We start from the raw sequence: 26453 nt of genomic DNA, 5'->3' as shown, positions 1-26453 counted from the left end.
TGAGAATTCAGAGTTGGCAGTTAATGGTCTTTTTAGAAATAAACCACTAACTGTCAATACTCTTATCTTATTCATTCAATTATCGTTACCCATCCGTAAGTATCAGGCTCGTCGCCATACTGAATACCACGTAGTTTATTATATAACTTTTCACAAACAGGACCCGGTTTGCCATCTTTGGCAATTACATAAGACTTATCGATATCCAAATCGTCGATTTGTGAGATCGGAGCGATAACGGCCGCTGTTCCGCATTCTGCCGCTTCATCGAATGTAGCGAGTTCTTCCACCGGAACCGGACGACGTTCAACGGTCAGACCCATATCGGCTGCCAATTGTTGCAAACTCTTATTGGTGATAGAAGGCAGGATGGAATGAGACTGCGGAGTGATGTAGCTATTGCCACGGATACCGAAAAAGTTTGCCGGACCGCATTCGTCCAGATATTTCTTTTCTTTCGGATCCAGATAAAGAACGGCTGCATAGCCTTTTTCTTTCGCTTTCTCTCCGGCAACGAGACTGGCTGCATAGTTACCTCCGACTTTGATAGTACCTGTACCCTGAGGTGCAGCACGGTCGTATTCACGCATGATACAAACCTTCGAAGGTTTGAAACCACCCTTGAAATAAGGGCCTACCGGTGTTACGAATATCATGAACATATACTCGGGAGCCGGCTTCACACCAACCTGTGCACCCAAACCGATCATCAGCGGGCGGATATATAATGCTGCTCCACTCTCGTAAGGAGGAACAAAACGTTCGTTCAATTTCACTACCTTGCGAACTGCTTCTTCAAACATTTCCACAGGAAGTTCAGCCATCTTGATACCACGGCTGGAAGCTTGCATACGTTTGCCGTTTTCATCCATACGGAATACACGGATCTTCCCGTCTTTTCCCTTGAATGCTTTTAACCCTTCAAACGACTCCTGTCCGTAATGGAGGCAAGTAGCTGCCATGTGAATATTGATAATTTCAGAAGAACTAACTTCCAATTCACCCCACTTACCATCGCGATAGTAACACCGTACATTGTAGTCTGTCTTCATATAACCGAATGCAAGATCAGACCAATTCATATTTTCCATATAATGTCGTAATTAGATTATGAACGCAAAAGTAAGCTATTTCAGATGATAATTGTTACTTTTGCAGCAAAAATAATTAAAATATGAAAGTTATTGATCTGATCAACGGCAGCAAAAGCACTGCTTTCTCATTCGAAATACTTCCACCCTTGAAAGGGAACAGCATACAGAAAGTGTATAATGTGATTGATAAACTAAAAGAATTCAATCCTAAATACATTAACATCACCTCACATCATAGCGAATATATATATAAGACTCTCCCTGACGGAAGTTTCCAGAAAGTGAACATCCGCAAACGTCCGGGTTCGGTAGCCATTGCTTCCGCTATTCAGAATAAATATGGTATTCCGGCCGTTCCGCATATCATCTGTAAAGGGTTTACGAAAGATGAGACGGAATATGCCTTGATTGACCTCAACTTCCTGGGTGTTTACGATCTGCTACTGCTCCGCGGAGATGTGAAAACACTGGAAGCCGGACAAAACACCGACCTGTACCACGAGCATGCAACCGGTCTGCAACAACAGGTGAATAATTTTAACAAAGGAATTGCTATAGACGGTTCAACCTTTGAGGCTAACGAAACTCCGTTCTCATACGGTATGGCTTGCTACCCGGAAAAACATGAGGAAGCTCCGAATATGGAATCGGATATCTTTTACCTGAAAGAAAAAGTGAAGAACGGAGCCGACTACCTGGTTACACAGATGTTCTTCGACAATGAAAAATATTATTCTTTTGTAGACCGTTGCCGTGCAGAAGGTATCACGGTTCCGATCATTCCGGGAATCAAGCCGGTCGTCTTTAAAACTCAGCTGACTGTATTACCAAAGATCTTCCGTTCTGATATTCCGGAACCTTTTGCTGCCGAACTGCGCAAATGCAAAAATGACGATGAAGTGAAAGCAGTAGGTGTAGAATGGTGTATCCAACAATGTAAAGACCTGATCGCTCACGGAGTACCAAGCCTGCATTTTTATACAATGATGGCAACGGACAGCGTTTATAAAGTAGCGAAAGAAGTATATTAAATCCTTTGGTGGAATCGTTGACCGCCAGGACACATTATCATGTCTTATAAATTAGAGGTAGATGTAATTCGAATTACACCTACCTCTAATTTTATTTAGTCCTCCCTTTGTTTGAAAAACATTAGACCGCTTTATGCAAATCGACCGAATGGCTTTACACCGTGATGCGGTTTAAATCCTTATCTTCACAATTATAGAAACCATCGATATGAATATTGTTTTGCGGATCGATTTCTACAACAGCAAAACTATTATTATCGGGCAACTTTCCTTCTATCATCCCTTTCATTGTCCAATAGTGGATATTATTACGGAAACTGTAATGTCCGGCATGATGATGTCCCTGAAATACTGCAAGTATATTTCCATTTGCCTCCAACAGAGGAACGATTTCGTCCGCATTACTAACACAAAGCGCCTTGCCAATATCAGAAAAACGATCCAGTAACTGATGTATAAAGATGACGACAGGTTTGTCTTTTTCCTTTAATTCTTCCTGCAACCACAACACCTGATCTTTAGGAATAAAAGCCTTTGTCCAATCAAAATTCCCTCTATCATAAGGTGTTCCGTCCAGATTATGATTTGCATCCAGTACTATGAATTTTATATCATTACAGATAAATGAGTAATATGTTTTCTTATCGGCATCACCATGATTGGAGGTATGTTGTAAAAAATCCTCTTTTGAGATACTGTCCATATCATGGTTTCCTAAAACATGATAAACAGGTCCCTGAAAAGTCTGAAACTCCTTTTCTATTTCATCCAGATAAGTAAGGGTTCGCTCTCTCTGAGGTACATTGTTCTGATCTTTAAGATCACCCAACTCGATCACGAAATCCAGATTTGACTCATTGAAAACACCGATGGCCTCTTTCAACTTTTCCATCGTCTGAGGAAAATAACGTGTTCCGTAAGGTTCACGTCGTGAATAGTGCAGATCTGTCACAATCCCAAAGCGAACGGGACGTTGCTGACGGTCACAGGATATAAAAGAAGGAGAAGCGGCCAAAAGCAATGCTCCCCCACATGTTTTTTTCAAAAATAAGCGTCTGTTCATCATATTATAAGTTTCATAGATTTAAAAGTCAATCAGCACGCTGTCAGACACAACATACCCCTGATATTGACTTACAAAGTTAATAAAAAGTCAATACCTTTGACTATAAGCACCTATCTACCGCTTATATCACATGTTCCAAATATTCTTTTAATATCAAAGCATGATTATGATCCGGACTTTTTGCGGCGTAAAGCAATGTCACTACCGGATACTTTTTTATCTCTTCAACAAACTGCTTTACCGCATCCAAACCGCTCAGTTCCTTTTGGTATAATGCGGCAAACTCATTCCATCTTTCATCGGGTGCCTGATGAAACCATTCACGTATTTCAGGAGAAGGCGTTACGTCTTTTGCCCATAAATCATAATGGACAGCCTCTTTTTTCATACCTCTCGGCCATAAACGATCGACAAAAACCCTATAGCCGTCCGAACTTTCCGGATCTTCATATATCCGTTTTAACTTTATCTGTGTCATATCCATTTATGTATTATATTTTCTATATAAACAAGGTTTATGGCCATATTGTTAGCATTCATTTCTTTCCCATATTTTCTACATTTTCTCAGAACTTTCCAGCAGTCCATGATGTTTATTAAGTACAAAACATAAAACTAAAAGTATTATGAGTACAACAGTAAAATCGGAACAAAAAGAAAAAGCAGCCCATACATCAAACAAAGAGCTAGCAGCATTTATCGGAGAACTTTTCTCATTCAACAGCAGTCTTAAACTTTTTCATTGGAGCGTAACCGGAGCAGGTAGTTATGCTAAACACATGGCATTGGATGAAGCCGTTGCTTCAGTACTCGATGTGATCGACAGAATTACGGAAACAACATACGCTATGGTGGGCGACCTGCAAATAACTATTCCTGAAACAAAAACGCCGAAGGATATTGTAAAACATGCATCAGATTTCTACAACTACGTAGAAAAACACAGAGATCTATTCCCTGAAGCATTCTCACAATCCATTATCGACGACTATCAGGAAGCGATCCAGCAGTTGCTTTACAGATTGGTCAGATTACAATAAACGACCGAACGGTCAGCAAGTTATTTTTTAGAGTTTATATATTTACAAAAAAGGAGCTGTCTTTATTGACAACTCCTTTTTATATTTTTCAGACTTCTGAGTATTCATATCTCACAAACAAACCTATCTTTGTTAAATGGGACAGATAGGAATAAAAAAATTAGAGACAGATATACAAACTCGTAATGATCTATGTGTTACACAAAATCCTTACGGAGAATTTGAGTTGACAAGCATCTATAATGAAACCCAATCAATCGGTGGACACAGGCTACTAAAAAATTGGGTAACCTATCCCATCAGCGACATGGGGGTACTTCACAATCGTATCGAATCCATTCGGGTCGGAGGAATCGCAGATCTAAAAATAGATGGTGATTCTTTGGATTTTATCGAATATTATTTGAATTACGACGAGCCGCCTCCTATAACAACACTGGAAGTTATCTCTTACTATCAATGGCTAAAAAACAAATTCCAGAATAATCCATGGAATTATATAAAAAAACGGGGATGTTTGTACTTATGCGAACTGATCAGGGAATTGCGAAAAATATCATCTGCTGAATATGAAGCAGGTCAACCGAATGCAGTCAGACGAACCATACGAATGATCCGTTCTTATATGGAAAGTAGCACATTCGCTTCTATTCCTGACAAAGAGACTGCATGTAGTTGCTACGAAACAGACCAACTCGATTATATTTTCCGTAATAAAGGTAAAGTGGCGGTTCAGGGAATACTCGATATAGTATATGAACAGGATGCGTTCCAATCAGCACATAAAATAGCCTGCGAAAAAGGCTACTGTTATCCGGAATTGTATTCCGACAGTTCCAGGTTAGTCATACACGACTTCTTCCACCCCGCATTGCCAAAGGCTGTACCTAACAGTTGGAATTTGGAAGAAAAACACATAAATATTTTCACAGGGTCCAATATGGCGGGTAAATCGACTACACTAAAAGCATTATCATCGGCCATCTGGCTAGCGCATGCGGGGGTACCGGTACCGGCAAGCCGAATGCTTTGCCCAGTATATAATGGCCTTTTCACTTCCATCAATTTACCGGACTCTTTAAAAAAGGGAGAAAGTCATTTTTATGCAGAAGTTCTGCGGATCAAGAGTATATTGGAAAAGGTAAGGGATGGAAACGGTTACTTCATCGTATTCGACGAACTTTTCCGGGGAACAAACGCCCGGGATGCCTACGAAGCATCGGAAATAGTACTTGCCCTATTGAATAAACATACCAAGAGCAAATTCCTCCTTTCCACTCATATCATAGAACTTGCAGAGACTTTTTATAATGAAAAGACATGTCAGTTCAACTATATGGAATCTGAAATAAAAGATGATCGTTTCATCTGTAGCTACAAGTTGAAAGAAGGAATCTCCGAATCCCGCATCGGCAGCTGGCTTGTTAAAAAAGAACTAACCATAGATTAATCCACCGCCCACTGCTTCATCTCGTACATATCCAGATACTCTTCCCATTCCGGATCGACTTCTGTATAGATAGATATCGGAAGCAATTCGAACGGTGCCAGCGCTTCATTCAACCGTTCGCCAAAGACACGGACCGTACGGGTATAATAAACCCACACCTTCTCTCCTGCCCCGGTATAAACACCTGTCAGAATAGATAATTTATCTTTCTCCATCGCCTTCCGCAAAGTTTCCTGAACGGTTTCCATTTTCTCAGCGAGTTCATCCTCCGGCATACCTTTATCATCTCCTTCATACTTCCAGGTGATCTCAGCACGTTCCTTGAATTTTCCCGACTGGATAAACTCCGTCAACTCATCACGCCCGCTAACCGTAACCAAATGCCCCGCCTCATCTTCCGAAAGCGCAGTAAACCACTCATTGCTTAATTTCATATGTATTTATTTTATTTCCTGTTTGTATTAGATGACAAAGATACTGGTTTATAAAACTCCTTCAGTAAAAAACTTACTGAAAATCGTTATTTTACCGACCCATGCCAACATTAAATTCTACAGTCGTAAATACTGATCCTAAACGAAGATACATTCCATAGGTTCCATACGGACCATAGTTCTTATCAACCGGTTTCAATAATGTAATAGTTAATTTTCGATCATTAATCTGTATATCGAAAGCATCCTTATCGCTGTCTAAATAAGCATTTGATACACATTCTACATCTTTAGGCAACGTATATTCAAGACTTTCTCCTACATAATCAATATACCCCATGAGCTTTTCATACTCAGGAAGTTCCGGAGCTTCGGGATAGGTCAATGCATATTTAACAGTAGCACCTGTCATCACATTTTCATTAACTATCGGAGAAACCACATAAGCCTTATAATAACCTGATCCTACCAAAACGGCACACTTTCCCGAAGGAAATTCACGCAAAACATCCCGGTCATATATCTGATATAAATGCCCCGGAACAACAGCTACCTCCCGAGCAAGATTATTCAATTGCAACTGGACATCCACCCCGAGTCCGGAAGTTTCTCCTGCATCGGCAATGTAACAATAATTAGTTTTAAAGTTGTTGGATTTGTTGATATAAACATCAGAATTACCTAACATTGTCTTATCCCCTTCCTCGTTCAACATATTCAGCGTAACGGCATCATCCGGATCTTTGATTTCATCATCACCACAACTCACCAAATTAAATACACAAAGGAACAACGATAGCATTCCGAATAAATGTTTAACTTTCATACTCTCTTTTATTTAATTAATTCAAACTTAAAACTCACTCGATTTAATCTCATTTTTCCGCTTCTTCCACAACTGCCAGCTATTAAAAATATTCTGCCAGATATTACACACCAATCATCACATACAACCGATTATCAATAAACAATCCTACCTATTACTAATAGTGGGTAACAAAAGACATTTACTTGCCCAAAAAGAAACAATATTTTTGCTTTACAATAGCTTTTTCAGTTCCTCAATGTCCGGTAGGGCGTTACGAAGTCGTTCCGGCATATCTTTGGATGCACGGTAAGTAGCGACTCCCATCGGCTTATTATAATCACGAACTGCAAATTCTACAAAGGTTTGATTCATTTCTCTGCAAAGGATTATTCCGATAGAGGGATTTTCATGTGGCTTTCTGATATATGTATCTAAAGCAGATAGATAAGTATTCAATTGTCCTAAATAGGATGTACGGAATTTCCCTGATTTCAACTCTACCGCGACCAGAGAATTAAGTTCCCGATTGAAAAAGAGCAAATCAATGAACACTTCTTCTCCTGCAACCTCCACACGGTATTGATTGCCTATAAAGCTGAAATCTTGTCCAAAGGTCATGATGAACTTCTTCACATTGGCTACAATCGCCTTTTCCACTATCTTTTCATCTAAATTTTTCTCTTGTTCATCCAATTCCTCCACATTGATGAAATCAAGCAAGTATTCATCTTTGAATGAACAAACAGCTTTAAGTGCATGCTTTGTATCGGGTAATGTTTGTGCAAAATTATTAGGTAAAGTTCCCCGATGGCGGTATAGGTCTGCTTTTAAATAATCCCTTAAAGTATATTTGCTCCAATAGCGAGTGGCACACTCATGTATATAAAACAATCGTGCTTCCAAACTCTTAGCTTTAGATATGATTTCTGTATGATGACTAAAGCCGATTGAAAGGAAATCTGCCCAATTAAATTCGTCAGCCGCTGGCTGGCGAATTGCATTCAACAGCAATTTTTCATCCAACACAAAATCGTCAACCGCTGGCTGGCGATTTAAAACGATCTCCCATTCTTCATAGAAAATCCGCATATTCTTTATATTCGAAGCTGAAAATCCTCTTAGTCCCGGTAACTCTTTCTGCAACATGGAAGATATCTGCTCAATTGCGCCTTTCCCCCAAAAGCCTGTACGAGAGTTTTCCGACACGTAACGTCCAATACCGTAATAAAGAGACAGCTGCACCTTATTCACCGATACGACAGCACGGTGTTGACTGCGCAAAATAGCCTCTTTTATGGCCTTCACTGCTTCTACATAATTCTGATTTATATTCATTTACACTTTGGTGTTATTATTTGCAAAAGTACAAAATAACGATATCAAAAAGAAAGCAAAGGTGTTTTTCTCTTTTCGCCTGCATGTTAGTATCAAAGTCAGCTATTCCACATTTTTCCGCTTCTTCCACAACTGCCAGCTATTAAAAATATTCTGCCAGAGTACGTAAGAACCCGGGCCCACCGATGAAACAGGGTCCAGATAGGTATAAGCCATCCAGATAGCCAACACAGTATTTTTCTGTCCTAAAGCCTGACCGGCACTGATACGGTCTTTATAGATCGTACCGATCCGTTTACCCAGGTAGAATTGAAGGGCACAAGTGATAAAACCGGCCAAAGCAATCAGTATTTGTACGCTCCCCGGCACCTCACTGGTCATCAAAGACTTCACCGTCTGCCCTGTTACAATAGCCAACGCTGCTCCCCACAAATAAAAAGCCAGGTCATGAAAGCCCAGCAGGAAATGATGAACTTTCGGAAGGACATATCGGAAGAACAAAGCCAGGAAAAACGGGAACAGCAATAAAGGAAATACTTTACCCAATATCTTCAGGAATGCAGTAAAAAAAGTAATATCCGCATGCGGCTCTACCAATGGAAAGATCAAAGGGACAGCTACTGCCGCCAATATATTAGATAATAATGTATACGTAGTCAAGCTGGAAGCACTTCCGCCCAGTTTCCCCGTAATGACCGCTGCAGCTGTTGCCGTCGGACAGATAAGGCATACCATAGCAGCCTCAAACACCTCCCGGTAAGAACCGTCCATCGGGATGAATATCAATAAAGCAGCCAAAACCGAAGCCGAAACAATCTGAAAAAGCAACAACCATCCATGCCAGGGTGAAGGCATCAATTCCCGCCAGTCTACCTTACAAAAGGTTAACAGTAACTGTGCAAAGATCAGGAAAGGGGTAATATAAGCAACGAAAGTATTGACAAACGGTTTTGTCGGCTCCAGAAATGTGAAGTTGGCAAACACAAAATAACCTAACACACCGGCCAACATTGCAATAGGCAATGTCCAGTTTTTCAGAAATTTCAACATGAGACCTATTCTATTTTATTCCGCTGCAAACTTACAAAACATCTGTTACTTTCTGACTATAATGTCACCGAAATCCGACAAATGCTCTCCGGAGCAAACTAAAAACACATCACAATCCCTCTCAAATCCCAGGCAAACTGCGTATATTCATCCTGGGTTATTTTCCCTTTCGTTGTCAGGACAACCAGATCATGACCGTGAAATCCTTCGCGATACGGCGGATGGATATGCGGATACGGATTTGCAGAAAAACCGTTCAATTCATAAAAATGAAGCCGTTTGGCCGAAACATCATCCGTTACCGGATCAATTTCCAGCAAAAGCCTTTTATCACAACTATCCTGCAAGGCTTTCAGCACAATACTTCCATATCCTTTTCCTCTCAGATCCGTATGAATAGCGAAATGTTCGATATATAAATAATGAGTAAATTCCCAATAGGCAATAAAACCGACAAACGTCCCGTCCTCCACATAAGCAACTAAATGATAAGAAGGAGAAGAGAAAGCCAACAACTGCTGTTCCTCCGTCCGTTGCTCGAAGATTGGAAAACTAATCCGATATAACTGTTCAAAATCTGCATATAAAGGAGATTGCTTATCTGCCACTCTTATCTGTTTCATCCCTGCACGTTTTTGCTTTACAAAAAATTAGCCGAATAGTTCTATCCGGCTAACTTCTTCTTATCTATGATATTATTTTATTTACGGAAAGGAGCTTTCACAACCTGTGCTTTCAGGTTACGGTTACGAACCTTTACAAAAAATTCAGAACCGACTTTCGCATATTCGGGTTTCACATAGCCCATACCGACCCCCTTCTTCAATACAGGAGACATAGTTCCGGATGTAACCACACCGATCACGTTATCTTCCGCATCAACGATCTCATAACCGTGACGGGGAATACCTTTATCTACTAATTCGAATGCACACAATCTACGTGTCACACCTTCTTTCTTCTGACGTTCCAGTTCCGCACGGTTAGTAAAGTCCTTGCCGTCTACAAATTTAGTGATCCAACCCAATCCGGCTTCGATCGGAGATGTCGTATCATCCAGGTCGTTACCATACAGGCAGAAGCCCATTTCCAGACGAAGCGTATCTCGTGCTCCCAGACCGATCGGCTTGATGCCTTCCGGCTTACCGGCTTCGAAGATAGCATTCCAGATAGTCATGGCATCATCCAGGTAGAAATACAATTCAAAACCACCGGCACCGGTATAACCCGTATTGGAAATGATCACGTTCTTGCAACCAGCAAATTCACCTGTTACAAAAGAATAATAAGGTATGGAAGAAAGATCGACCGGAGTCAGGCGCTGAAGCACTTCCACAGCTTTCGGTCCCTGGATGGCCAGCTGAGCGGTACGGTCGGAAGAATTTTCCAGTTCTGCACCGACAGTGTTATGGCTTACACACCAATCCCAGTCTTTTGCGATATTACCGGCATTGACAACCAACAGATATTTTTCCGGTTCGAAATGGTAAACCAACAGGTCGTCCACAATACCACCTTTATCGTTAGGGAAGCAAGTATACTGTGCTTTGCCTAAAGGCAGAACAGACGCGTCGTTGGAAGTAATACTCTGGATAAAAGCCAGTGCGTTCGGACCTTTCACCCAAAATTCACCCATGTGAGATACGTCGAATACACCTACGCCATTCACAACGGTCATGTGTTCATCAATAATGCCGGTATACTCGATTGGCATGTTATAGCCGGCAAATTCGTGCATTTTTGCTCCCAATGCGATATGCACATCGGTAAACGGAGTCGTCTTCATGTTATTAATTTCGTTTAAGATTTTTGAGCTAACAGCTCGGTTATTTTTATGATTGTTTGCATACTTTTTTCCAGCGAGTTAACCGGAAGGAACTCATAACGTCCGTGGAAGTTCAGGCCGCCCGCAAAAATATTCGGACAAGGCAATCCCATAAACGACAGACGTGCCCCGTCCGTACCGCCACGAATCGGTTTAACCAACGGTTTGACACCGGCTGCTTCCATCGCTTCGAATGCCAGGTCTACAATATGTTTCTTCGGTTCAACCACCTCACGCATATTATAATACTGGTCACGCAACTCCAACGTCGTGCTGCCCGGGTGAATCTCGTTCATACGTTTCACCCACATGTCCAGTTGTTTCTTCTTTTCTTCAAACAAAGTGCGTACATGGTCACGAATGATATAAGATAAAGAAGCCTCTTCTACCGTACCCGACATATTGGTCAGATGATAGAATCCTTCATATCCTTGTGTATGTTCGGGACGTTGCGATGCAGGCAACCAGGAAGCGAACTCGATAGCCAGCAATGAAGCATTCAGCATCTTGTTTTTCGCATAACCCGGATGGACATTCAGACCTTTGAATGTTATTTTGGCAACGGCGGCATTGAAGTTTTCGTATTCCAATTCACCGATCTGTCCGCCGTCAATGGTATAGGCCCATTCGCAACCGAACTTCTCTACATCAAAATGATTGGCACCCTCTCCTATCTCCTCGTCGGGAGTGAAGCCGATGCGAATCTTTCCATGTTCGATTTCCGGATGCTCTTTCAGATACTGGATCGCTCCGATAATAGCCGCTACGCCTCCTTTGTCATCGGCACCCAGCAAAGTTTTACCGTTAGTCACGATAATCTCCTGATCCTTATAATCGTTCAGTTCGGGGAACATCAGCGGAGAAAGAACCACATTCTCTTCAGCGCACAATACGATATCGCCGCCTTTATAATTTACGATGCGTGGAGTCACATCTTTACCTGACATATCAGGGCTGGTATCCAAATGGGCAATAAAACCGATAGTCGGTATTTTTTTATCTGTATTGGCAGGAAGGGTGGCCATCAGGTAACTGTTGTCATCCAAAGAAATATCATCCAGACCTAACTCTTCCAGTTCTTTTACCAATGCTTCTGCAAATACTCGCTGTCCCGGAGTACTCGGCGTTGTACGTGTCTCTTCGTTCGACTGGGTATCGAACGTGACATACTTCAGAAATCTATCTAATACGGTCATAAGTTATACTTTTATATTTAAACCATAAAAGTATATAAAGAGCAACGAATAACAAAATAAATTGAACGTTACTTTTGGCTTGATCCAAAAGTAACCAAAAGATCAAGGCTGCACCTGTTATAATATATAAGTGCAGCCTTGATCTTTTGCCTACTTTTCCATCAGGGAAAGTAGTTAAAAACAACCATTGCCGTTATAGCAATGCGTACAAACACATTCCCTCGGCAAGCCGATCGATGCGATCAGATCTTCAACCGTATTGAATTTCAATGTAGTAATATTCAGCTTTTCACGGATACGTTCTACCAGTTGATTATACTGCTCGGTTCCGGTCGTTGCATATTTATCCAGATCCTTTGCATCGTCGCCTTCCAGCTCTTTAACGATCCGGCGAGCAATCAATTCCAGATGTGATTTAGATGCAGAGAAACCGACAAACGGACAAGCATGCAGGATCGGAGGACATCCGATTCTCATATGTACCTCTTTCGCACCATATCCGTACAATATATTGACATTGTCGCGAAGCTGTGTACCGCGTACAATAGAGTCGTCACAGAAAATAACCCGTTTACCTTTCAGCAGCTCCCGGTTAGGGATCAACTTCATCTTGGCTACCAGATCACGGACAGCCTGGTTGGCCGGAGTAAAACTACGAGGCCATGTCGGCGTATACTTTACGATAGCACGACGGTAAGGAATACCTTTTCCTTCGGCATACCCCAGAGCCATACCGATACCGGAATCAGGAATACCCGAAACGAAATCAGCATCCACCTCATCCTTCTTCGCCATCGTCATACCGCTCGCATAACGGGAAGCATCTACATTCACCCCTTCATATTCAGACACCGGATAACCGTAATAAACCCACAGGAATGAACAAACCTGCATTTTCTTATTCGGCTTACGCAACTGCGTCATCTTGTCTGCAGTAAGCATAACGATCTCGCCCGGCCCTACATTATATTCAATCTCATAACCCAGATTCGGGAAACTACAAGGTTCGCTCGAAGCGGCATAGGCCCCCTCCTTCTTTCCGATCAACACCGGAGTACGTCCCCACTTATCACGGGCGGCAAGAATACCCTCCTCCGTCAGGACAAGCATCGAACAAGACCCCTTTATTTTTTCGAATACAATTTCTATACCTTCAACAAAAGTTTTACCCTGGGAAATCAGCAACGAGATCAATTCGGTCTGATTGATCTGTCCTGAACTCATTTCCGAGAAGTGACAACCTTTATCCAACAACTCATTCTGCAGTTCCTCCAGGTTATTCACCTTGGCAACCGTTACTACTGCATATTTGCCTAAATGAGAATTAATGAAAATTGGTTGAGGATCTGTATCACTAATGATACCTATACCGGAATTTCCCTGGAATTTCTCCAGTTCACTTTCAAAACGAGTACGGAAATAAGAATTTTCGAGGTTATGGATCGAGCGTTTGAAGACGCCATTGTAAAGAGTTGCCATACCGCCTCGACGGGTTCCCAGATGGGAATTATAATCTGTGCCGTAAAATAAGTCGGTGGCACAGGATGAATTAGAAATAGTTCCGAAAAAACCACCCATTGTCCTTAGTGTTTTTGATTTTTGAATTAGGGCACAAAGTTACAAGAATATTTAGAATATACTAAAAGAGATCGCATACAATCAGAACCACCCTATAAATAATATTCTCCGCATAGATGTCAACCACATTTTCATTTTGACGCAGAAATTCTCCTAATCGGTCCTTTTTGATACGTTAAAATATATTACCCGCGGGGGTATTTTTATTTATCCGGTATAGTAATCCTATTTTCCCGCTATAGAAATATCATTTTGTCAATCGAAAAAAGCGGGTTATTACTACCCCGTACTTCCGAGCTTTAATTTAATTACATTTTTTAACTATGATAAAACATTAAGGAATACAGCCATTTATAAATAAAAATATGCTCCGGAGCATAAAAACACTTGCATTGTAAAAAATAATATCTACTTTTGCACCCGGGTAAGTCCTACACGGCATGCTCCCTCGGAATCCCCCAGGGCTTGACCGCAGCAAGGGTACTTGGTTGTAGCGGCGCGATGTAGTAAGCTTACCCACCTGCCTCTTTAGCTCAGTTGGCCAGAGCACGTGATTTGTAATCTCGGGGTCGTTGGTTCGAATCCGACAAGAGGCTCAGAAATGAGGAAGTTTATTTAAATAAGCTTCCTCTTTTTTATTATTATATACCTTGTATATTATAACAAAAGGATTAATTTTGCTGATAGAAACTTTAAAACAGCAATATAATGGAAGAAAATAAAGGTCTATTATTAAAAAGCGCGATGACTTATGGATTAGCCATGGGAATCTTTTGGGTGATAAAATATCTGTTCTTTATTTTCAGCAACACGGTTCCTGCGCTTAACATTATATATATAGTACTCACTCTGACAGTACCGTTCATCGCTTATTATCTGACGAAACGTTACAAACAGGATATCGGCGGTAAGATCAGTTTCTTTCATGCCTGGCGTTTCGGTACGATGTTGTACTTTTTTGCCGCACTGATCGTTGCTTTGGAACATTTCGTATTCTTCCAGTTCATCGCTCCGGCTGATTTCCTGAGTAATTCGGTCAACCAGATGATAGATGTCCTGAAAGATTCACAGGTAAGCACCGAAGTAATGGAAGCAATAGGAAAAACCAATTTCACTCCTATCCATATGGCTATTCAAGGTATTTTCAATAATATATTCTACGGAATCATACTATCGATACCGGTAGCAGCCATCTTGTGCAGGAACAATGAAACCGGTGCAATCAGACAAGAACAATAAGGAGAAACAATACAAATAATGGACATATCAGTAGTTATTCCGTTGTACAACGAAGCCGAGTCTCTACCCGAATTGGAAGCATGGATAGAGCGGGTGATGAAAGAACATAACTTTACTTACGAAATAATATTTGTAAACGACGGCAGCACAGACAATTCATGGGAAGTGATCCAGGAGTTACAACAAAAGAACTCATGCATCAAAGCCATCAAGTTCCGCCGGAATTACGGTAAATCCCCCGGATTGCATTGCGGTTTCCAACGGGCAAAAGGCGATGTCGTCATCACAATGGATGCCGATCTGCAGGACAGCCCGGATGAAATACCTGAACTGTACCGTATGATTAAGGAAGACGGATACGATCTTGTCTCCGGATGGAAAAAGAAACGGTATGACCCGCTGTCGAAGACACTCCCGACCAAACTGTTCAATGCTACAGCACGCAAATTTTCCGGGATCGACAACCTGCACGACTTCAACTGCGGACTGAAAGCCTACAAAAGTGTCGTGATTAAAAATATCGAAGTGTATAACGATATGCACCGCTATATCCCCTATCTGGCTAAGATAGCCGGATTCCACAAGATCGGTGAAAAAGTCGTACAACACCAGGCACGCAAATACGGGACCACCAAATTCGGGCTGAACCGCTTCGTGAACGGCTATCTCGACCTGATCACACTATGGTTCACTTCCAAATTCGGAAAGAAACCGATGCACTTCTTCGGACTATGGGGTAGCGTGATGTTCTTCATCGGCTTTATCGCCCTGGTCTTCGTATTAACCATGAAGCTGATCTCTATGTTCTCCGGCGATCTGCGTCCTTTGGTGACCAATTCCCCGTATTTCTATATCTCGCTTACCGCGATGATCCTCGGAACACAAATGTTCCTGGCTGGATTTATCGGTGAACTGATCTCGAGGAACTCGCCCAACAGAAACAACTATAAGATAGAATCAGAAATATGAATACACTTGAGCTGATACAGAAACGCTGTTCGATCCGCCAATATGCACCCACTGCGGTGGAAGAGGAAAAAATAGACTACCTTCTGGAAGCAGCACGCCTGGCCCCTTCGGCTGTTAATTTCCAACCCTGGTATTTTCTGGTGGTAAAGGAAGACGAGGGACGCCGCAAACTACAGGAATGCTATCCGCGGGAATGGTTCAAACAGGCCCCGTTGCTGATACTGGCTTGCGGAGACCACAGCCAGTCGTGGAAACGGCAATCCGACGGTAAAGATCACATGGACATCGACGTAGCTATTGCTACGGAACATATCTGCCTGGCAGCTACCGAACAAGGTTTGGGAAGTTGCTGGGTTTGTAATTTCGATACGGCCCTGTGCCGGAAACATTTCAATCTGCCGGAAACGGTAGAACCGGTGGTAATCCTGGCGATAGGTTACCCCGAAAATCCGGATCTGTTCGCTAAGACTCCGAAGAAAAGGAAAGCGACGGACGAGGTTAGCAAAAGGGAAACATTTTAATTTATGTCAATTATAGAAATAGTGTTACTAGCCATCGGATTATCGATGGACAGTTTAGCCGTGTCTGTAACCGGCGGTGCCGTCATCCGGAACTGCACCGTTTGTAATATGGTTAAGATCGGCTCTTTTATGGGTATCACACAAGCCACAATGACGGTTTTAGGCTATTTGGCTGGCGTCGGATTCCAGAAATACATTACAGCCTTCGACCACTGGATCGCATTTGTCCTGTTGCTTTACCTGGGCGGCAAGATGATTTACGACAGCACCCAGGAGGAAGATGAGGATTGCAAAACGAATCCGCTCTGCAACAAAACATTGTTCGGACTATCCATAGCCACCAGTATCGATGCGCTGGCTATCGGTATCTCGTTGGCAATCCTGAAATCGGATATCGTTATCCAGGCATCCCTGATCGGTATCGTCACTTTCCTGATGTCGGCCTTCGGCGTTTATTTCGGAAGCCGCTTCGGACGGAAAGTAGATTTGAAACTCGATCTGCTCGGCGGACTGATCCTGATAGGTATCGGAGCAAAAATATTAATAGAACACCTGTTCTTAAGCTAATAAAGGAAATATATGAAAAGTCAGGAATTACGTAAACTGGCACCGGAACTCGACTCGCTTCGCCTTGGCAGCGGCTGGAGCATCGAAGACCTGAGCAAACCACAGATCATCGTTGAAAGCAGCTACGGGCACAGCCATCCCGGAAGCGCCCATCTGAACAAACTGGTGGAAGAAGCCGGAAAAGGAATCAACGACGCCGGAGGACGGGCAGCCAATTACTATGTTACTGACATTTGCGACGGTGAAGCACAAGGCCATGACGGAATGAACTACTCACTCGTATCGCGCGACCTGATGGCAGCCATGATGGAGATACACGTCAAAGCAACCCCTTTCGATGCAGGCGTTTTCATCACCAGTTGCGATAAATCGGTCCCGGCTCACCTGATGGCAATCGCCCGCCTGAATATGCCGGCCCTTCTCATACCGGGAGGCATTATGAAAGCCGGTCCCAATCTGCTGACATTGGAACAGATCGGAACGTACAGTGCCCAATATGAACGGAAAGAGATTACCGAAGAACAATTCTTCACCTACAAGAAAGAGGCTTGCCCTACTTGCGGGGCCTGCTCGTTCATGGGAACGGCTTCCACCATGCAGGTCATGGCTGAAGCACTAGGCATCGCGCTCCCCGGTTCAGCCTTGATCCCGACTCATATACATTATTTAAAAGAGGTATCCCGCTATGCCGGTCAACGTTCCGTCGAATTGGCTAAAGAAGAATTAGCACCATCCGACATCCTGACGATCGATGCTTTCAGGAATGCGATCATGGTACATGCCGCCATCGCCGGTTCCAGCAACAGCCTGCTGCATCTGCCTGCCATCGCTCACGAACTAGGCATCGAACTTCCGGCAGAACTGTTCGATGAAATACACCGGCAAATCCCATTCCTGCTGAATATCCGTCCGAGCGGATTCTGGCCGGGCGAATACTTCTGGTATGCCGGTGGCGTTCCTGCCATTATGGAACAACTAAAAGGCGTACTAAACCTGGATGTCCGGACAGTCACCGGCAAATGCCTGGGAGAAAACCTCGAAACCCTGCAAAGAAACGGCTTCTACGAAGGATGCAACAAATACCTATCCCCGCTTGGAGTAAAATCCGGAGATATTATCAAATCTTTTGAAACCCCGATCCGGAAACAAGGAGCCATTGCCATATTAAAAGGTAATCTTGCGCCGGAAGGAGCCGTTGTCAAACACGCCGCCATCTCCCCCAACCTGATGCAGGCAACATTGACAGCCCGTGTATTCAACAGCGAAGAGGAAGCATTGCATGCCGTATTACAAAAAGATATCCACCCGGGAGATGCCGTATTTATCCGCTACGAGGGTCCGAAAGGCAGCGGTATGCCTGAAATGTTCTACACGACGGAAGCGATCGCCTCCGATCCTGAACTCGCGGAAAGCATCGCCCTCATTACCGACGGACGTTTTTCCGGAGCCACCCGTGGTCCCGCCATCGGCCACGTCTCACCGGAAGCCTACGAGGGTGGCCCTATCGCCCTGGTGGAAGACAACGACCTGATCCGTATCGACATCCCGGCACGCAAGCTCGACATCATCGGAACAAACGGACAGCAACTGCTCCCTGAAGAAACAGAACGTATCTTGTCAGAACGCCGGAAGCGATGGATACAACCTGCATCCCGCCATACAAACGGCATCCTGGATATTTTCACACACAATTGTGCTTCTCCCATGAAAGGGGCCTATATGGAAAACAGAAAGGCTTAACCATTGACCTTGGTTGAATTACAATAAATTTTAGTATCTTTGCAGCGCTAAAATTTAAAGAGATGTACAAGAAGATTTACCTGGTGCTCAGCTTATGGATACTCATTTTCACAGCCTGTACAAAACAGAAACAATATTTTGAAGAAAGTGGTTCCGTTTTCCATACAATCTATCATATCAAATATGAAGGTTCTGAATTATTGACTGAAAAGATCGATGCCGAACTTCAGAAATTCAATCTTTCTCTGAATCCGTTCAATCCGAACTCAATCATATCGAAAGTGAACCAGAACGAACCTGTCGAAGCAGACGACTGGTTCATCGAGGTATTCAACAAAGCCAAGGAAGTATCCGATCATTCGGAAGGAGTCTTCGACATAACCTGCGCCCCGCTCGTCAACCTGTGGGGATTCGGTTTCAGCAAAATGGACAGCGTAACCCCTCAGATGATCGACAGCATCAAACAATTTGTCGGTTATCAGAAAGTCAGGCTCGACGGACGGAAAGTAATAAAAGACGATCCCCGTATCCTGCTGAACTGCTCCGCCATTGCCAAGGGATATGCCAGCGACGTGATAGCACGCCTGCTCGAACGGGAAGGAGTCGAAAATTACATGGTCGAAATCGGAGGCGAAGTCACGATGAAAGGTGTCAACCAGAATGGAAAATGCTGGCGTATAGGCATAAACAAACCTGAAGACGATTCGACAGGAATAAAGAACGATGTCGGCGAAGTGGTCGAATTATGCAAAAAAGGAGGCGTAGCTACCTCCGGCAACTATCGTAACTATTATATCAAAGACGGTAAGAAATATGCCCACACCATCGATCCGCGTACGGGCTATCCATCCGAACAAAGCATATTAAGTGCGACGATTGTTGCGGACGACTGTATCACCGCAGACGCTTATGCCACAGCATTCATGGCTATGGGCCTCGAAAAAGCCCGCGAAGCTGCAAAGAATATCCCCGGAATCGAATACTATGTTATCTACACCGACGAAAACGGTAAACATCAGATAGAATACTCTACCGGTATGCTCCAATTCCTTCCGAACAGGAAGATCGAAGCACTACTGAGCGAGTAGCAATTTTTTATGAAGAATTTTATTAATCAATTTGAGTGTAAAGAAGTAAAAGCCGGTGAAGTAGTATATGACACAGAACAAATGGGAAACATATTACTTTTTGTCACAGCAGGAAAACTTCTTATTTGTTCGATAGCAACGCCGGTAGTAGAAGTCAATGCAGGTTATTTCGTCCTGTTACCGGCAGAAAAACGTCATATCGTAACGGCTATCACAGATGTACAAACGGTACTTATGCATGCAGGAACATTATCGACAATGATCACGGAAGACCCGGAATGGAACCCGGAACGTCCGGTGGTTCTACCCACTTTTCCATCATTAGCAAAAACGATTTTCCTGCTTGAATCCTATCAGAAAGAAAAAAGGTCTAATTTGAATTAGACCTTTATTTACTTTCTATGTTTCCGATCAGAAACGCTTAATGAGGAACGACGGATTGATCCGGAGGTAAACACCGGCAGAGAAGCTGGTCGCACTACCGGATTTCCCGACCTCACCGGCAGCCGGACCGAACTTATTCACCGACAAATGCTGATACACATCCACATCTACGCCCAAAGAAAATCCCTTTCCGAAACTCCTGGAATATTCCAGTCCTAAATAAACCATATTCTGTCCGTCAAAAGAAACCCCTTCTTTCGAAGTCGACACCGCCCCGTAAAACGGACTTCCGAACATTGAAATGAACTTATTACTGTTCCAGTAAGATGCTTTCACCCGGAAATCATAAATATCCGCAGAAGCCCGGGCATAAAAACCGGAACCACTACCATAAGGCCATAACTTTCCGGCCTGCTGATAATAGCCCGTCACGTCAAACTCCAGGTTCACGCTCCGGAAAACCCGATTTCCCGTATTCCAGACTGTCCCTACACCCACCGAACCATTCATCAGCGTCTGTACCGAATTGGTAAGAATCGTATCGATCTCCCCTCCCCGATGCTGGGCCAACCCTTGCACCGGCGCATAGAAATGAAAGCGGGCATCCGGGTCATTCAGCTTATAACGTCCCGACAACCCCACGGTAAATGCCTCCTGATGTGTATCGTCACGGAAAATAAAACTCTCCCAATTCACCCACACATCCAGATCGAACCGGCGTGAATCATATAATAACTGCAACCCAGCTTCCGGATCAGCCGTCAGGTTCAGCTCCGGATTATACAAGGGCTCAATCAAATTATGATTAGCCCCGCCATAAATATCTCCGAGAACGATATTCACATGATCAGACAAAGCTATCTGCGCACGAAAAAAAGGAAGCACATGAAAACCATGCTGAAATTGGTCGCCTTTCCATCTGGCAATATCCTGATAAGCCAAAGCCGGATATTTTTTGGCACCCCAATAACGTAACATATGTACGCCCAACTCCAGTTTAATATTACTCAAAGGATAAAAGACAGCTTTCGGCTGTAACCAGAAGCCCGGCAACGAATATCCCTTCATAATAGAACCTGAATATTCATTATCTTTAAAAAAACTAATATTGTCCACCTCGACAAGCAACTGTCCTTTCTTTTCCGGATCGATACGATGGTCCGACTTAAAGACCCGGTCGGGTATCTGTGCACGGACCGGAGATATAATAAACAGATTTATAATCAAGAGACATACGCCCGATAAAAGAAGGCGGGCAGGTTTCATAAGAAGAGTTTTCATCTATTTTAAAATTTGCAGCAAACGTAAGAAATAATCGTCAATAAAAAAAGGGACATGGAGTTTAACTTCCATATCCCTTCCTATGCTATTTGTTAAAACTATCTCAACGTCTCGGAGTAGCTTCTTTAACAACCATCTGACGACCTTCGTATTCTGCGCCGTTCAGTTCGTTGATTGCATTTCTGCCTTCATTTTCGTTTGTGAATTCAGCGAATGCAAAACCTTTAGATCTGTTTGTGTCGCGATCGATGATCAACTTAACTGATTCTACAACGCCATACTCTTCCAAAACCTGCTGTAAGTCAGATTCTCTAACCCGATAGTTCAGGTTACCAATGTAAATATTCATACAAAAAATAATATAAAATAATTAATAAAAAAAACTTGTAACAAATAATCTTGGAAAGGTCGATTACTACAAAATAAATTCATTGTTGAATATTACATCTGAGATAAAAGAACTATTTCTGAAAACTATGTTGTTTACACGTCGCAAAGGAAAGTATTTTTATTCGATAACCAACTATATTCACCTAAATTATTTGTCAATCGAATCTCTTTTTATATTTTTGTAACAAATAACCAAGGGAGGAAATATTTTTTCATCGTGCAGAAGGCTCAAAAAACAAGCCTTTAGAACTAAAAACGGTAACCATTTGCCTTCAACATTGGCGAGTTATTGAAAATTATAGTATTTTTGACCAATTATATCGCATATTTTTCCTTTTTAATCCGATTAAGAAGGGCTAAATTTGCACAATTATTTTTTGAACTTAAATTGACATGGAAAAAATCGAAGTAAAAGAAGCTAAAGGTAAACTTGGCATTCTCGTTGTGGGTGTAGGTGGAGCAGTATCAACCACCATGATTACAGGTACTCTGGCTGCTCGTAAGGGAGTAGCAAAACCAATCGGCTCGATCGCGCAGATGGCGACTATGCGTTTGGAGAACGGAGAAGAGAAAGCAATCAAAGACATCGTGCCTTTGGCTGATCTGAACGATATTGTATTCGGCGGTTGGGATATATTCCCCGATAATGCATACGAGGCTGCCATGTATGCAGAAGTATTGAAAGAAAAAGACCTGAACAACGTGAAAGAAGAATTGCAGGCCATCAAACCGATGCCGGCTGCATTCGATCACAATTGGGCAAAACGCTTAAACGGAACGCACATTAAAAAAGCGGCGACCCGTTGGGAAATGGTAGAACAACTGCGCCAGGATATCCGCGACTTCAAAGCCGCAAATAACTGCGAACGTATGGCAGTTCTGTGGGCAGCAAGTACGGAAATCTACATTCCGCTGTCAGAAGAACACATGTCGCTTGCCGCATTGGAGAAAGCCATGAAGGAAAACAACACCGAGGCTGTTTCTCCGAGTATGTGTTATGCTTACGCAGCCATTGCAGAAGGTGCTCCGTTCATCATGGGTGCTCCTAACCTGTGCGTAGATACACCTGCTATGTGGGAATTCTCCAAACAGATGAATGTCCCTATCTCCGGTAAGGACTTCAAGAGTGGACAGACACTGATGAAGACCGTACTGGCTCCGATGTTCAAAACACGTATGCTGGGTGTAAGCGGCTGGTTCTCTACCAACATCTTAGGAAACCGCGACGGTGAAGTATTGGATGATCCTGCAAACTTCAAGACAAAAGAAGTAAGTAAACTGTCAGTGATCGACAACATCTTCGAACCTGAAAAATATCCGGATCTGTACGGTGACGTATATCATAAGGTACGTATCAACTACTATCCGCCCCGTAAAGACAACAAAGAAGCATGGGATAACATCGATATCTTCGGATGGATGGGTTACCCGATGGAAATCAAGGTAAACTTCCTTTGCCGCGACTCCATCCTCGCTGCTCCTATCGCCCTCGACCTGGTATTGTTCAGCGATCTTGCCATGCGTGCCGGCATGTCTGGTATCCAGACCTGGCTGTCATTCTTCTGCAAGAGTCCGATGCACGACTTCGAACACCAGCCTGTTCACGACCTGTTCCAGCAGTGGAGAATGGTTAAACAGACTTTGCGTGATATGATCGGAGAAAAAGCACCTAGCTATCTGGATTGATACACACATATAAGAAAGATTTCTTCTATCCGTTCAAAAAGTTTTTCCACGGATAGAAGAAATTCTTTTTCATATATCAATCATCTTTATTCAAATAGTTTCTGATAAAATATGGATTATGCAATCATTGCGGCAGGCGAGGGTTCCCGGCTGGTGCAAGAAGGAGTAAAATGCCCCAAACCACTGGTACAACTGAACGGTACGACATTAATAGACCGGTTGATCGATGTTTTTCTGAAAAACGACGCATCGTCTATCAGTATTATCGTCAATGAAGAAATGACGGAAGTACAGGAACACCTGCGTAAGATGGAACTACCCGTTCCCTTTTACCTGCTGGTAAAGTCCACGCCCAGTTCCATGCACAGCTTTTACGAGCTAAGTCACTATCTGGACAGCGATAACATCTGCCTGACTACCGTCGATACCATTTTCAGAGAAGAAGAATTCGGCGGATATATCCGTGAATTCCTGAAAGACAACCAACTGGACGGTTTGATGGCTGTAACGGATTTCATCGACGACGAAAAGCCGTTATACGTAGATACCGATGAAGATCTAACGATCCGCGGCTTTCTGGACAAACAGGGAGAACCGGCATGCACCTACATATCCGGCGGCATCTACTGCCTGCGGCGTTCCGGATTGAAAGTGCTGAACAATGCCATTGAACAAGGCATGTCGCGCATGCGCAATTACCAGCGCCAACTGATAGCCGAAGGATTAAAGCTAAAGGCATATCCTTTCAGCAAGATCGTAGACGTAGACCATGCAGAAGATATCCAAAAAGCCGAAGAGTTTTTAAACAGTTAACAGTTGACAAGTGACAATTGACAGTTCGTTCGGTAACTCTCACTTGTCATCTGTCATCTGTCAACTATCAACTGTCAACTAAAAAAGTAATGAGCAAACTAACTATAGCAGGTATTCGTCGGGAAAATCAGTTTTCCCCCAATCATATCGGGAACGATGCCGCCATCTTTGCCCTGACCGTTCAGCACCTGCGCGATCTGGGATGTGAAGTAAACGAATACATAGAATCAGACCTGATAGTCCGTCATTTCCAGGAATCAGCCATTTTCAATATGGTAAGGAACTGGACCTCTATCCATAAACTCCAGCAAATGGAAGACCGGGGCTATACGGTTATCAACTCCGGTTATGGAATTGAGAACTGTACACGTGAGAAAATGACCCGCCTGTTAATGTCGAACAACATCTCACATCCTGCCAGCCTGATCCTTCCGACCGACGAAGATCCGACTGCCGCCCTTGAAGAAGCGGGTTTTTTCAACAGCTGGATCAAACGGGGTGACTTTCATGCCATCCACCGGGAAGACGTCACTTACGTCAGAAACCCGGAAGAAGCCAAAACGATCCTGAAAGAATACGCGATCCGCGGAATCAAAACAGCCGTGATCAACGAACACCTGGTCGGCGACCTGGTCAAATTTTACGGCGTGACGGGAACAGATTTCTTTTATTGGTTCTATCCGTCTAACCAGCATCACAGCAAGTTCGGTTTAGAACAAATAAACGGAACAGCCAAAGGCATTCCGTTTGACAAGCCAAAGCTGCAGCAGCTTTGTAGCCAGGCTGCGGAAGTACTGAATATACATATTTACGGAGGCGACTGCATTATATCCGAAGACGGTTCGATCCGCCTGATCGATTTTAACGACTGGCCCAGCTTTGCCCCTTGCCGTGACGAGGCTGCCCCCCACATTGCCCGCCGTATCTATAATTTAATCAGCAAATAATGGAAGAGACAACAAAGAAACCTGATATAGAGTCCACACTCAAATCCCTGGATACCGAAGAGTTCATCGATATCCATTTCTATCGCCCGATCGGTTACCGTTGGGCGTTATTCTTCAATAAACTGGGAGTATCTCCCAATGCGATCACGGTCGCCAGCATATTCATCGGCATCGCCGCCGGTATCTGCTTCTATTACCAGAGCCTGACTATTAATATAATAGGTATGCTGCTGCTGATCTGGGCAAACTCATACGACAGTGCCGACGGTCAGCTGGCACGTATGACCGGTAAAAAAACACCTCTGGGACGTATCCTGGACGGGACAGCCGGAGACTGCTGGTTTATAGCCATCTACGCAGCCATCTGCCTTCGCCTGACACCGGAATGGGGCATCTGGATCTGGATATTTGCAGCCATCACCGGATTTTTCCACAGTAAACAGGCAGCTATGGCAGATTATTACCGGAACATCCACCTGCTCTTCCTGAAAGGAAAGGCGGGCAGCGAACTCTCCCACTCTCCTGCCCTGAAAGAGAAATACAAGACCATGAGCTGGAAAAAGGATTTCATCTACAAACTTTTTGAAACATTTTATATCAACTATACGGTCGGACAGGAATCGCTGTCGCCCAGGTTTCAGAAAATGATGCACATAATCCGCACCAAATATCACGACGAAGCGCCGGAATGGTTCCGTAAAGCTTTCCGTGAAAAAAGTCTGCCGTTGATGAAATACACCAATATGCTGTCTTTCAACACGCGTGTCATTGCCCTATTTGTCAGTCTGTTCATCGACATGCCGTGGTTATATTTCGTATTTGAGATGACAGTATTGAATATCATGCTGGCATATATGATCGTCAAACACGAACGTATATGTACCGCATTCACCAAAGAGCTTGAATCAAAATCATAAATAT

General features: G+C 43.3%; 27 protein-coding genes and 1 tRNA gene. 15 read left to right on the top strand and 13 right to left on the bottom strand.

Annotated elements, in window-relative coordinates; all coding sequences use genetic code 11:
• Nucleotides 1-71: 71 nt before the first annotated feature.
• Entirely contained in the window at nt 72-1091 is a 1020-nt protein-coding gene (locus DWX23_RS08875; RefSeq protein WP_122354985.1) for a branched-chain amino acid aminotransferase, read from the bottom strand.
• Nucleotides 1092-1174: 83 nt separating this feature from the next.
• Between DWX23_RS08875 and metF the strand changes: the two genes are divergently transcribed.
• Nucleotides 1175-2125, top strand: a complete 951-nt coding sequence (metF, locus tag DWX23_RS08870; RefSeq protein ID WP_122354987.1) for a methylenetetrahydrofolate reductase [NAD(P)H] — start codon at nt 1175-1177, stop codon at nt 2123-2125.
• A gap of 154 nt (nt 2126-2279) precedes the next feature.
• On the opposite strand, the gene DWX23_RS08865 is transcribed toward metF, so the two are convergent.
• Complete coding sequence (locus DWX23_RS08865; RefSeq protein WP_233587551.1) at nt 2280-3170, bottom strand: metallophosphoesterase; 891 nt, start codon at nt 3168-3170, stop codon at nt 2280-2282.
• A 142-nt stretch (nt 3171-3312) separates the two neighbouring features.
• Complete coding sequence (locus DWX23_RS08860; RefSeq protein ID WP_122374407.1) at nt 3313-3669, bottom strand: DUF488 domain-containing protein; 357 nt, start codon at nt 3667-3669, stop codon at nt 3313-3315.
• Nucleotides 3670-3817: 148 nt separating this feature from the next.
• Between DWX23_RS08860 and DWX23_RS08855 the strand changes: the two genes are divergently transcribed.
• Together DWX23_RS08855 and DWX23_RS08850 are read left to right on the top strand one after the other, a co-directional pair.
• Nucleotides 3818-4231 (top strand): DUF5856 family protein, encoded by a 414-nt coding sequence (locus DWX23_RS08855; protein WP_122354989.1) that lies wholly within the window; start codon nt 3818-3820, stop codon nt 4229-4231.
• 136 nt (nt 4232-4367) lie between these two features.
• Nucleotides 4368-5681, top strand: a complete 1314-nt coding sequence (locus DWX23_RS08850) for a hypothetical protein (protein WP_122374218.1) — start codon at nt 4368-4370, stop codon at nt 5679-5681.
• Here DWX23_RS08850 and DWX23_RS08845 read toward each other — a convergent pair.
• The 8 genes from DWX23_RS08845 to DWX23_RS08810 form a co-directional block, all read right to left on the bottom strand.
• The gene (locus DWX23_RS08845) at nt 5678-6115 is read right to left on the bottom strand and encodes a DUF695 domain-containing protein (protein WP_122374217.1); all 438 of its coding nucleotides are present in this window, start codon (nt 6113-6115) and stop codon (nt 5678-5680) included. The genes DWX23_RS08850 and DWX23_RS08845 overlap by 4 nt on opposite strands.
• A 91-nt stretch (nt 6116-6206) precedes the next feature.
• The gene (locus DWX23_RS08840) at nt 6207-6941 is read right to left on the bottom strand and encodes a DUF5036 family protein (RefSeq protein WP_122374216.1); all 735 of its coding nucleotides are present in this window, start codon (nt 6939-6941) and stop codon (nt 6207-6209) included.
• 213 nt (nt 6942-7154) lie between these two features.
• On the bottom strand, nt 7155-8258 hold the full coding sequence (locus tag DWX23_RS08835) for a YhcG family protein (protein WP_122374215.1): 1104 nt from the start codon (nt 8256-8258) through the stop codon (nt 7155-7157).
• A gap of 102 nt (nt 8259-8360) precedes the next feature.
• The gene (locus tag DWX23_RS08830) at nt 8361-9308 is read right to left on the bottom strand and encodes a transporter (protein ID WP_122374214.1); all 948 of its coding nucleotides are present in this window, start codon (nt 9306-9308) and stop codon (nt 8361-8363) included.
• Nucleotides 9309-9406: 98 nt separating this feature from the next.
• A complete protein-coding gene (locus DWX23_RS08825; protein ID WP_122374213.1) occupies nt 9407-9931 on the bottom strand; it encodes a GNAT family N-acetyltransferase in 525 nt (174 codons plus the stop codon).
• 77 nt (nt 9932-10008) lie between these two features.
• Entirely contained in the window at nt 10009-11094 is a 1086-nt protein-coding gene (gene gcvT / locus DWX23_RS08820; protein ID WP_122374212.1) for a glycine cleavage system aminomethyltransferase GcvT, read from the bottom strand.
• Nucleotides 11095-11108: 14 nt separating this feature from the next.
• The gene (gene pepT / locus DWX23_RS08815; protein WP_122374211.1) at nt 11109-12329 is read right to left on the bottom strand and encodes a peptidase T; all 1221 of its coding nucleotides are present in this window, start codon (nt 12327-12329) and stop codon (nt 11109-11111) included.
• Nucleotides 12330-12503: 174 nt separating this feature from the next.
• Nucleotides 12504-13907, bottom strand: coding sequence for an amidophosphoribosyltransferase (locus DWX23_RS08810; protein ID WP_122374210.1), 1404 nt, complete (start codon nt 13905-13907; stop codon nt 12504-12506).
• A gap of 522 nt (nt 13908-14429) precedes the next feature.
• On the opposite strand from DWX23_RS08810, the gene DWX23_RS08805 reads away from it, so the two are divergent.
• The 8 genes from DWX23_RS08805 (at nt 14430) to DWX23_RS08770 (ending at nt 20415) form a co-directional block, all read left to right on the top strand.
• Nucleotides 14430-14503: transfer RNA gene (locus tag DWX23_RS08805), tRNA-Thr, on the top strand.
• A 112-nt stretch (nt 14504-14615) separates the two neighbouring features.
• Nucleotides 14616-15146 (top strand): DUF4199 domain-containing protein, encoded by a 531-nt coding sequence (locus DWX23_RS08800; protein ID WP_122355005.1) that lies wholly within the window; start codon nt 14616-14618, stop codon nt 15144-15146.
• Nucleotides 15147-15164: 18 nt separating this feature from the next.
• Nucleotides 15165-16115: a glycosyltransferase family 2 protein gene (locus DWX23_RS08795; RefSeq protein ID WP_122355007.1), complete on the top strand. Its 951-nt coding sequence runs from the start codon at nt 15165-15167 to the stop codon at nt 16113-16115.
• Nucleotides 16112-16636, top strand: coding sequence for a nitroreductase family protein (locus tag DWX23_RS08790; protein ID WP_122374209.1), 525 nt, complete (start codon nt 16112-16114; stop codon nt 16634-16636). Before DWX23_RS08795 ends, DWX23_RS08790 begins: the two co-directional genes overlap by 4 nt.
• A 3-nt stretch (nt 16637-16639) precedes the next feature.
• Nucleotides 16640-17203, top strand: a complete 564-nt coding sequence (locus DWX23_RS08785) for a manganese efflux pump MntP family protein (protein ID WP_122355011.1) — start codon at nt 16640-16642, stop codon at nt 17201-17203.
• A 12-nt stretch (nt 17204-17215) separates the two neighbouring features.
• Nucleotides 17216-18943 carry a dihydroxy-acid dehydratase gene (gene ilvD / locus DWX23_RS08780; protein ID WP_122374208.1) on the top strand — a complete coding sequence of 576 codons (1728 nt, stop codon included), beginning with the start codon at nt 17216-17218 and terminating at the stop codon, nt 18941-18943.
• Nucleotides 18944-19005: 62 nt separating this feature from the next.
• Nucleotides 19006-20031 (top strand): FAD:protein FMN transferase, encoded by a 1026-nt coding sequence (locus DWX23_RS08775; protein WP_122355016.1) that lies wholly within the window; start codon nt 19006-19008, stop codon nt 20029-20031.
• Nucleotides 20032-20040: 9 nt separating this feature from the next.
• Complete coding sequence (locus tag DWX23_RS08770) at nt 20041-20415, top strand: hypothetical protein (RefSeq protein ID WP_122355018.1); 375 nt, start codon at nt 20041-20043, stop codon at nt 20413-20415.
• Between the two features lie 27 nt (nt 20416-20442).
• Here DWX23_RS08770 and DWX23_RS08765 read toward each other — a convergent pair whose 3' ends face one another.
• Together DWX23_RS08765 and DWX23_RS08760 are read right to left on the bottom strand one after the other, a co-directional pair.
• Nucleotides 20443-21696 (bottom strand): hypothetical protein, encoded by a 1254-nt coding sequence (locus tag DWX23_RS08765; RefSeq protein WP_122374207.1) that lies wholly within the window; start codon nt 21694-21696, stop codon nt 20443-20445.
• 103 nt (nt 21697-21799) lie between these two features.
• The gene (locus DWX23_RS08760) at nt 21800-22045 is read right to left on the bottom strand and encodes an RNA-binding protein (protein ID WP_122355022.1); all 246 of its coding nucleotides are present in this window, start codon (nt 22043-22045) and stop codon (nt 21800-21802) included.
• A 434-nt stretch (nt 22046-22479) separates the two neighbouring features.
• Between DWX23_RS08760 and DWX23_RS08755 the strand changes: the two genes are divergently transcribed.
• From DWX23_RS08755 to DWX23_RS08740, 4 genes are all read left to right on the top strand, one after another.
• Nucleotides 22480-23772 (top strand): inositol-3-phosphate synthase, encoded by a 1293-nt coding sequence (locus DWX23_RS08755; RefSeq protein WP_122355024.1) that lies wholly within the window; start codon nt 22480-22482, stop codon nt 23770-23772.
• A 111-nt stretch (nt 23773-23883) separates the two neighbouring features.
• Nucleotides 23884-24585: an NDP-sugar synthase gene (locus DWX23_RS08750; protein ID WP_122355026.1), complete on the top strand. Its 702-nt coding sequence runs from the start codon at nt 23884-23886 to the stop codon at nt 24583-24585.
• An 89-nt stretch (nt 24586-24674) separates the two neighbouring features.
• Entirely contained in the window at nt 24675-25532 is an 858-nt protein-coding gene (locus DWX23_RS08745) for a hypothetical protein (RefSeq protein ID WP_122374206.1), read from the top strand.
• Nucleotides 25532-26449, top strand: coding sequence for a CDP-alcohol phosphatidyltransferase family protein (locus tag DWX23_RS08740; protein ID WP_122374205.1), 918 nt, complete (start codon nt 25532-25534; stop codon nt 26447-26449). The genes DWX23_RS08745 and DWX23_RS08740 overlap by 1 nt, the downstream gene beginning before the upstream one ends.
• Nucleotides 26450-26453 lie beyond the last annotated feature (4 nt).

It is taken from the genome of Parabacteroides sp. AF18-52, from assembly GCF_003479145.1.
GTDB lineage: Bacteria > Bacteroidota > Bacteroidia > Bacteroidales > Tannerellaceae > Parabacteroides > Parabacteroides faecis.
This window is presented reverse-complemented; position numbering and strand designations above follow the sequence as displayed.

Bases quoted from the DNA above. Each gene is read 5' to 3' on its own strand.
- DWX23_RS08845 (WP_122374217.1), bottom strand. From the start codon at position 6,115: ATGAAATTAAGCAATGAGTGGTTTACTGCGCTTTCGGAAGATGAGGCG.
- DWX23_RS08850 (WP_122374218.1), top strand. From the start codon at position 4,368: ATGGGACAGATAGGAATAAAAAAATTAGAGACAGATATACAAACTCGT.
- ilvD (WP_122374208.1), top strand. From the start codon at position 17,216: ATGAAAAGTCAGGAATTACGTAAACTGGCACCGGAACTCGACTCGCTT.
- DWX23_RS08765 (WP_122374207.1), bottom strand. From the start codon at position 21,696: ATGAAAACTCTTCTTATGAAACCTGCCCGCCTTCTTTTATCGGGCGTA.
- DWX23_RS08795 (WP_122355007.1), top strand. From the start codon at position 15,165: ATGGACATATCAGTAGTTATTCCGTTGTACAACGAAGCCGAGTCTCTA.
- gcvT (WP_122374212.1), bottom strand. From the start codon at position 11,094: ATGAAGACGACTCCGTTTACCGATGTGCATATCGCATTGGGAGCAAAA.
- DWX23_RS08830 (WP_122374214.1), bottom strand. From the start codon at position 9,308: ATGTTGAAATTTCTGAAAAACTGGACATTGCCTATTGCAATGTTGGCC.
- DWX23_RS08775 (WP_122355016.1), top strand. From the start codon at position 19,006: ATGTACAAGAAGATTTACCTGGTGCTCAGCTTATGGATACTCATTTTC.
- DWX23_RS08750 (WP_122355026.1), top strand. From the start codon at position 23,884: ATGGATTATGCAATCATTGCGGCAGGCGAGGGTTCCCGGCTGGTGCAA.
- DWX23_RS08860 (WP_122374407.1), bottom strand. From the start codon at position 3,669: ATGACACAGATAAAGTTAAAACGGATATATGAAGATCCGGAAAGTTCG.
- DWX23_RS08875 (WP_122354985.1), bottom strand. From the start codon at position 1,091: ATGGAAAATATGAATTGGTCTGATCTTGCATTCGGTTATATGAAGACA.
- DWX23_RS08835 (WP_122374215.1), bottom strand. From the start codon at position 8,258: ATGAATATAAATCAGAATTATGTAGAAGCAGTGAAGGCCATAAAAGAG.
- DWX23_RS08840 (WP_122374216.1), bottom strand. From the start codon at position 6,941: ATGAAAGTTAAACATTTATTCGGAATGCTATCGTTGTTCCTTTGTGTA.
- DWX23_RS08740 (WP_122374205.1), top strand. From the start codon at position 25,532: ATGGAAGAGACAACAAAGAAACCTGATATAGAGTCCACACTCAAATCC.
- DWX23_RS08825 (WP_122374213.1), bottom strand. From the start codon at position 9,931: ATGAAACAGATAAGAGTGGCAGATAAGCAATCTCCTTTATATGCAGAT.
- DWX23_RS08800 (WP_122355005.1), top strand. From the start codon at position 14,616: ATGGAAGAAAATAAAGGTCTATTATTAAAAAGCGCGATGACTTATGGA.
- DWX23_RS08760 (WP_122355022.1), bottom strand. From the start codon at position 22,045: ATGAATATTTACATTGGTAACCTGAACTATCGGGTTAGAGAATCTGAC.
- DWX23_RS08770 (WP_122355018.1), top strand. From the start codon at position 20,041: ATGAAGAATTTTATTAATCAATTTGAGTGTAAAGAAGTAAAAGCCGGT.
- DWX23_RS08755 (WP_122355024.1), top strand. From the start codon at position 22,480: ATGGAAAAAATCGAAGTAAAAGAAGCTAAAGGTAAACTTGGCATTCTC.
- metF (WP_122354987.1), top strand. From the start codon at position 1,175: ATGAAAGTTATTGATCTGATCAACGGCAGCAAAAGCACTGCTTTCTCA.
- DWX23_RS08855 (WP_122354989.1), top strand. From the start codon at position 3,818: ATGAGTACAACAGTAAAATCGGAACAAAAAGAAAAAGCAGCCCATACA.
- pepT (WP_122374211.1), bottom strand. From the start codon at position 12,329: ATGACCGTATTAGATAGATTTCTGAAGTATGTCACGTTCGATACCCAG.
- DWX23_RS08745 (WP_122374206.1), top strand. From the start codon at position 24,675: ATGAGCAAACTAACTATAGCAGGTATTCGTCGGGAAAATCAGTTTTCC.
- DWX23_RS08790 (WP_122374209.1), top strand. From the start codon at position 16,112: ATGAATACACTTGAGCTGATACAGAAACGCTGTTCGATCCGCCAATAT.
- DWX23_RS08785 (WP_122355011.1), top strand. From the start codon at position 16,640: ATGTCAATTATAGAAATAGTGTTACTAGCCATCGGATTATCGATGGAC.
- DWX23_RS08810 (WP_122374210.1), bottom strand. From the start codon at position 13,907: ATGGGTGGTTTTTTCGGAACTATTTCTAATTCATCCTGTGCCACCGAC.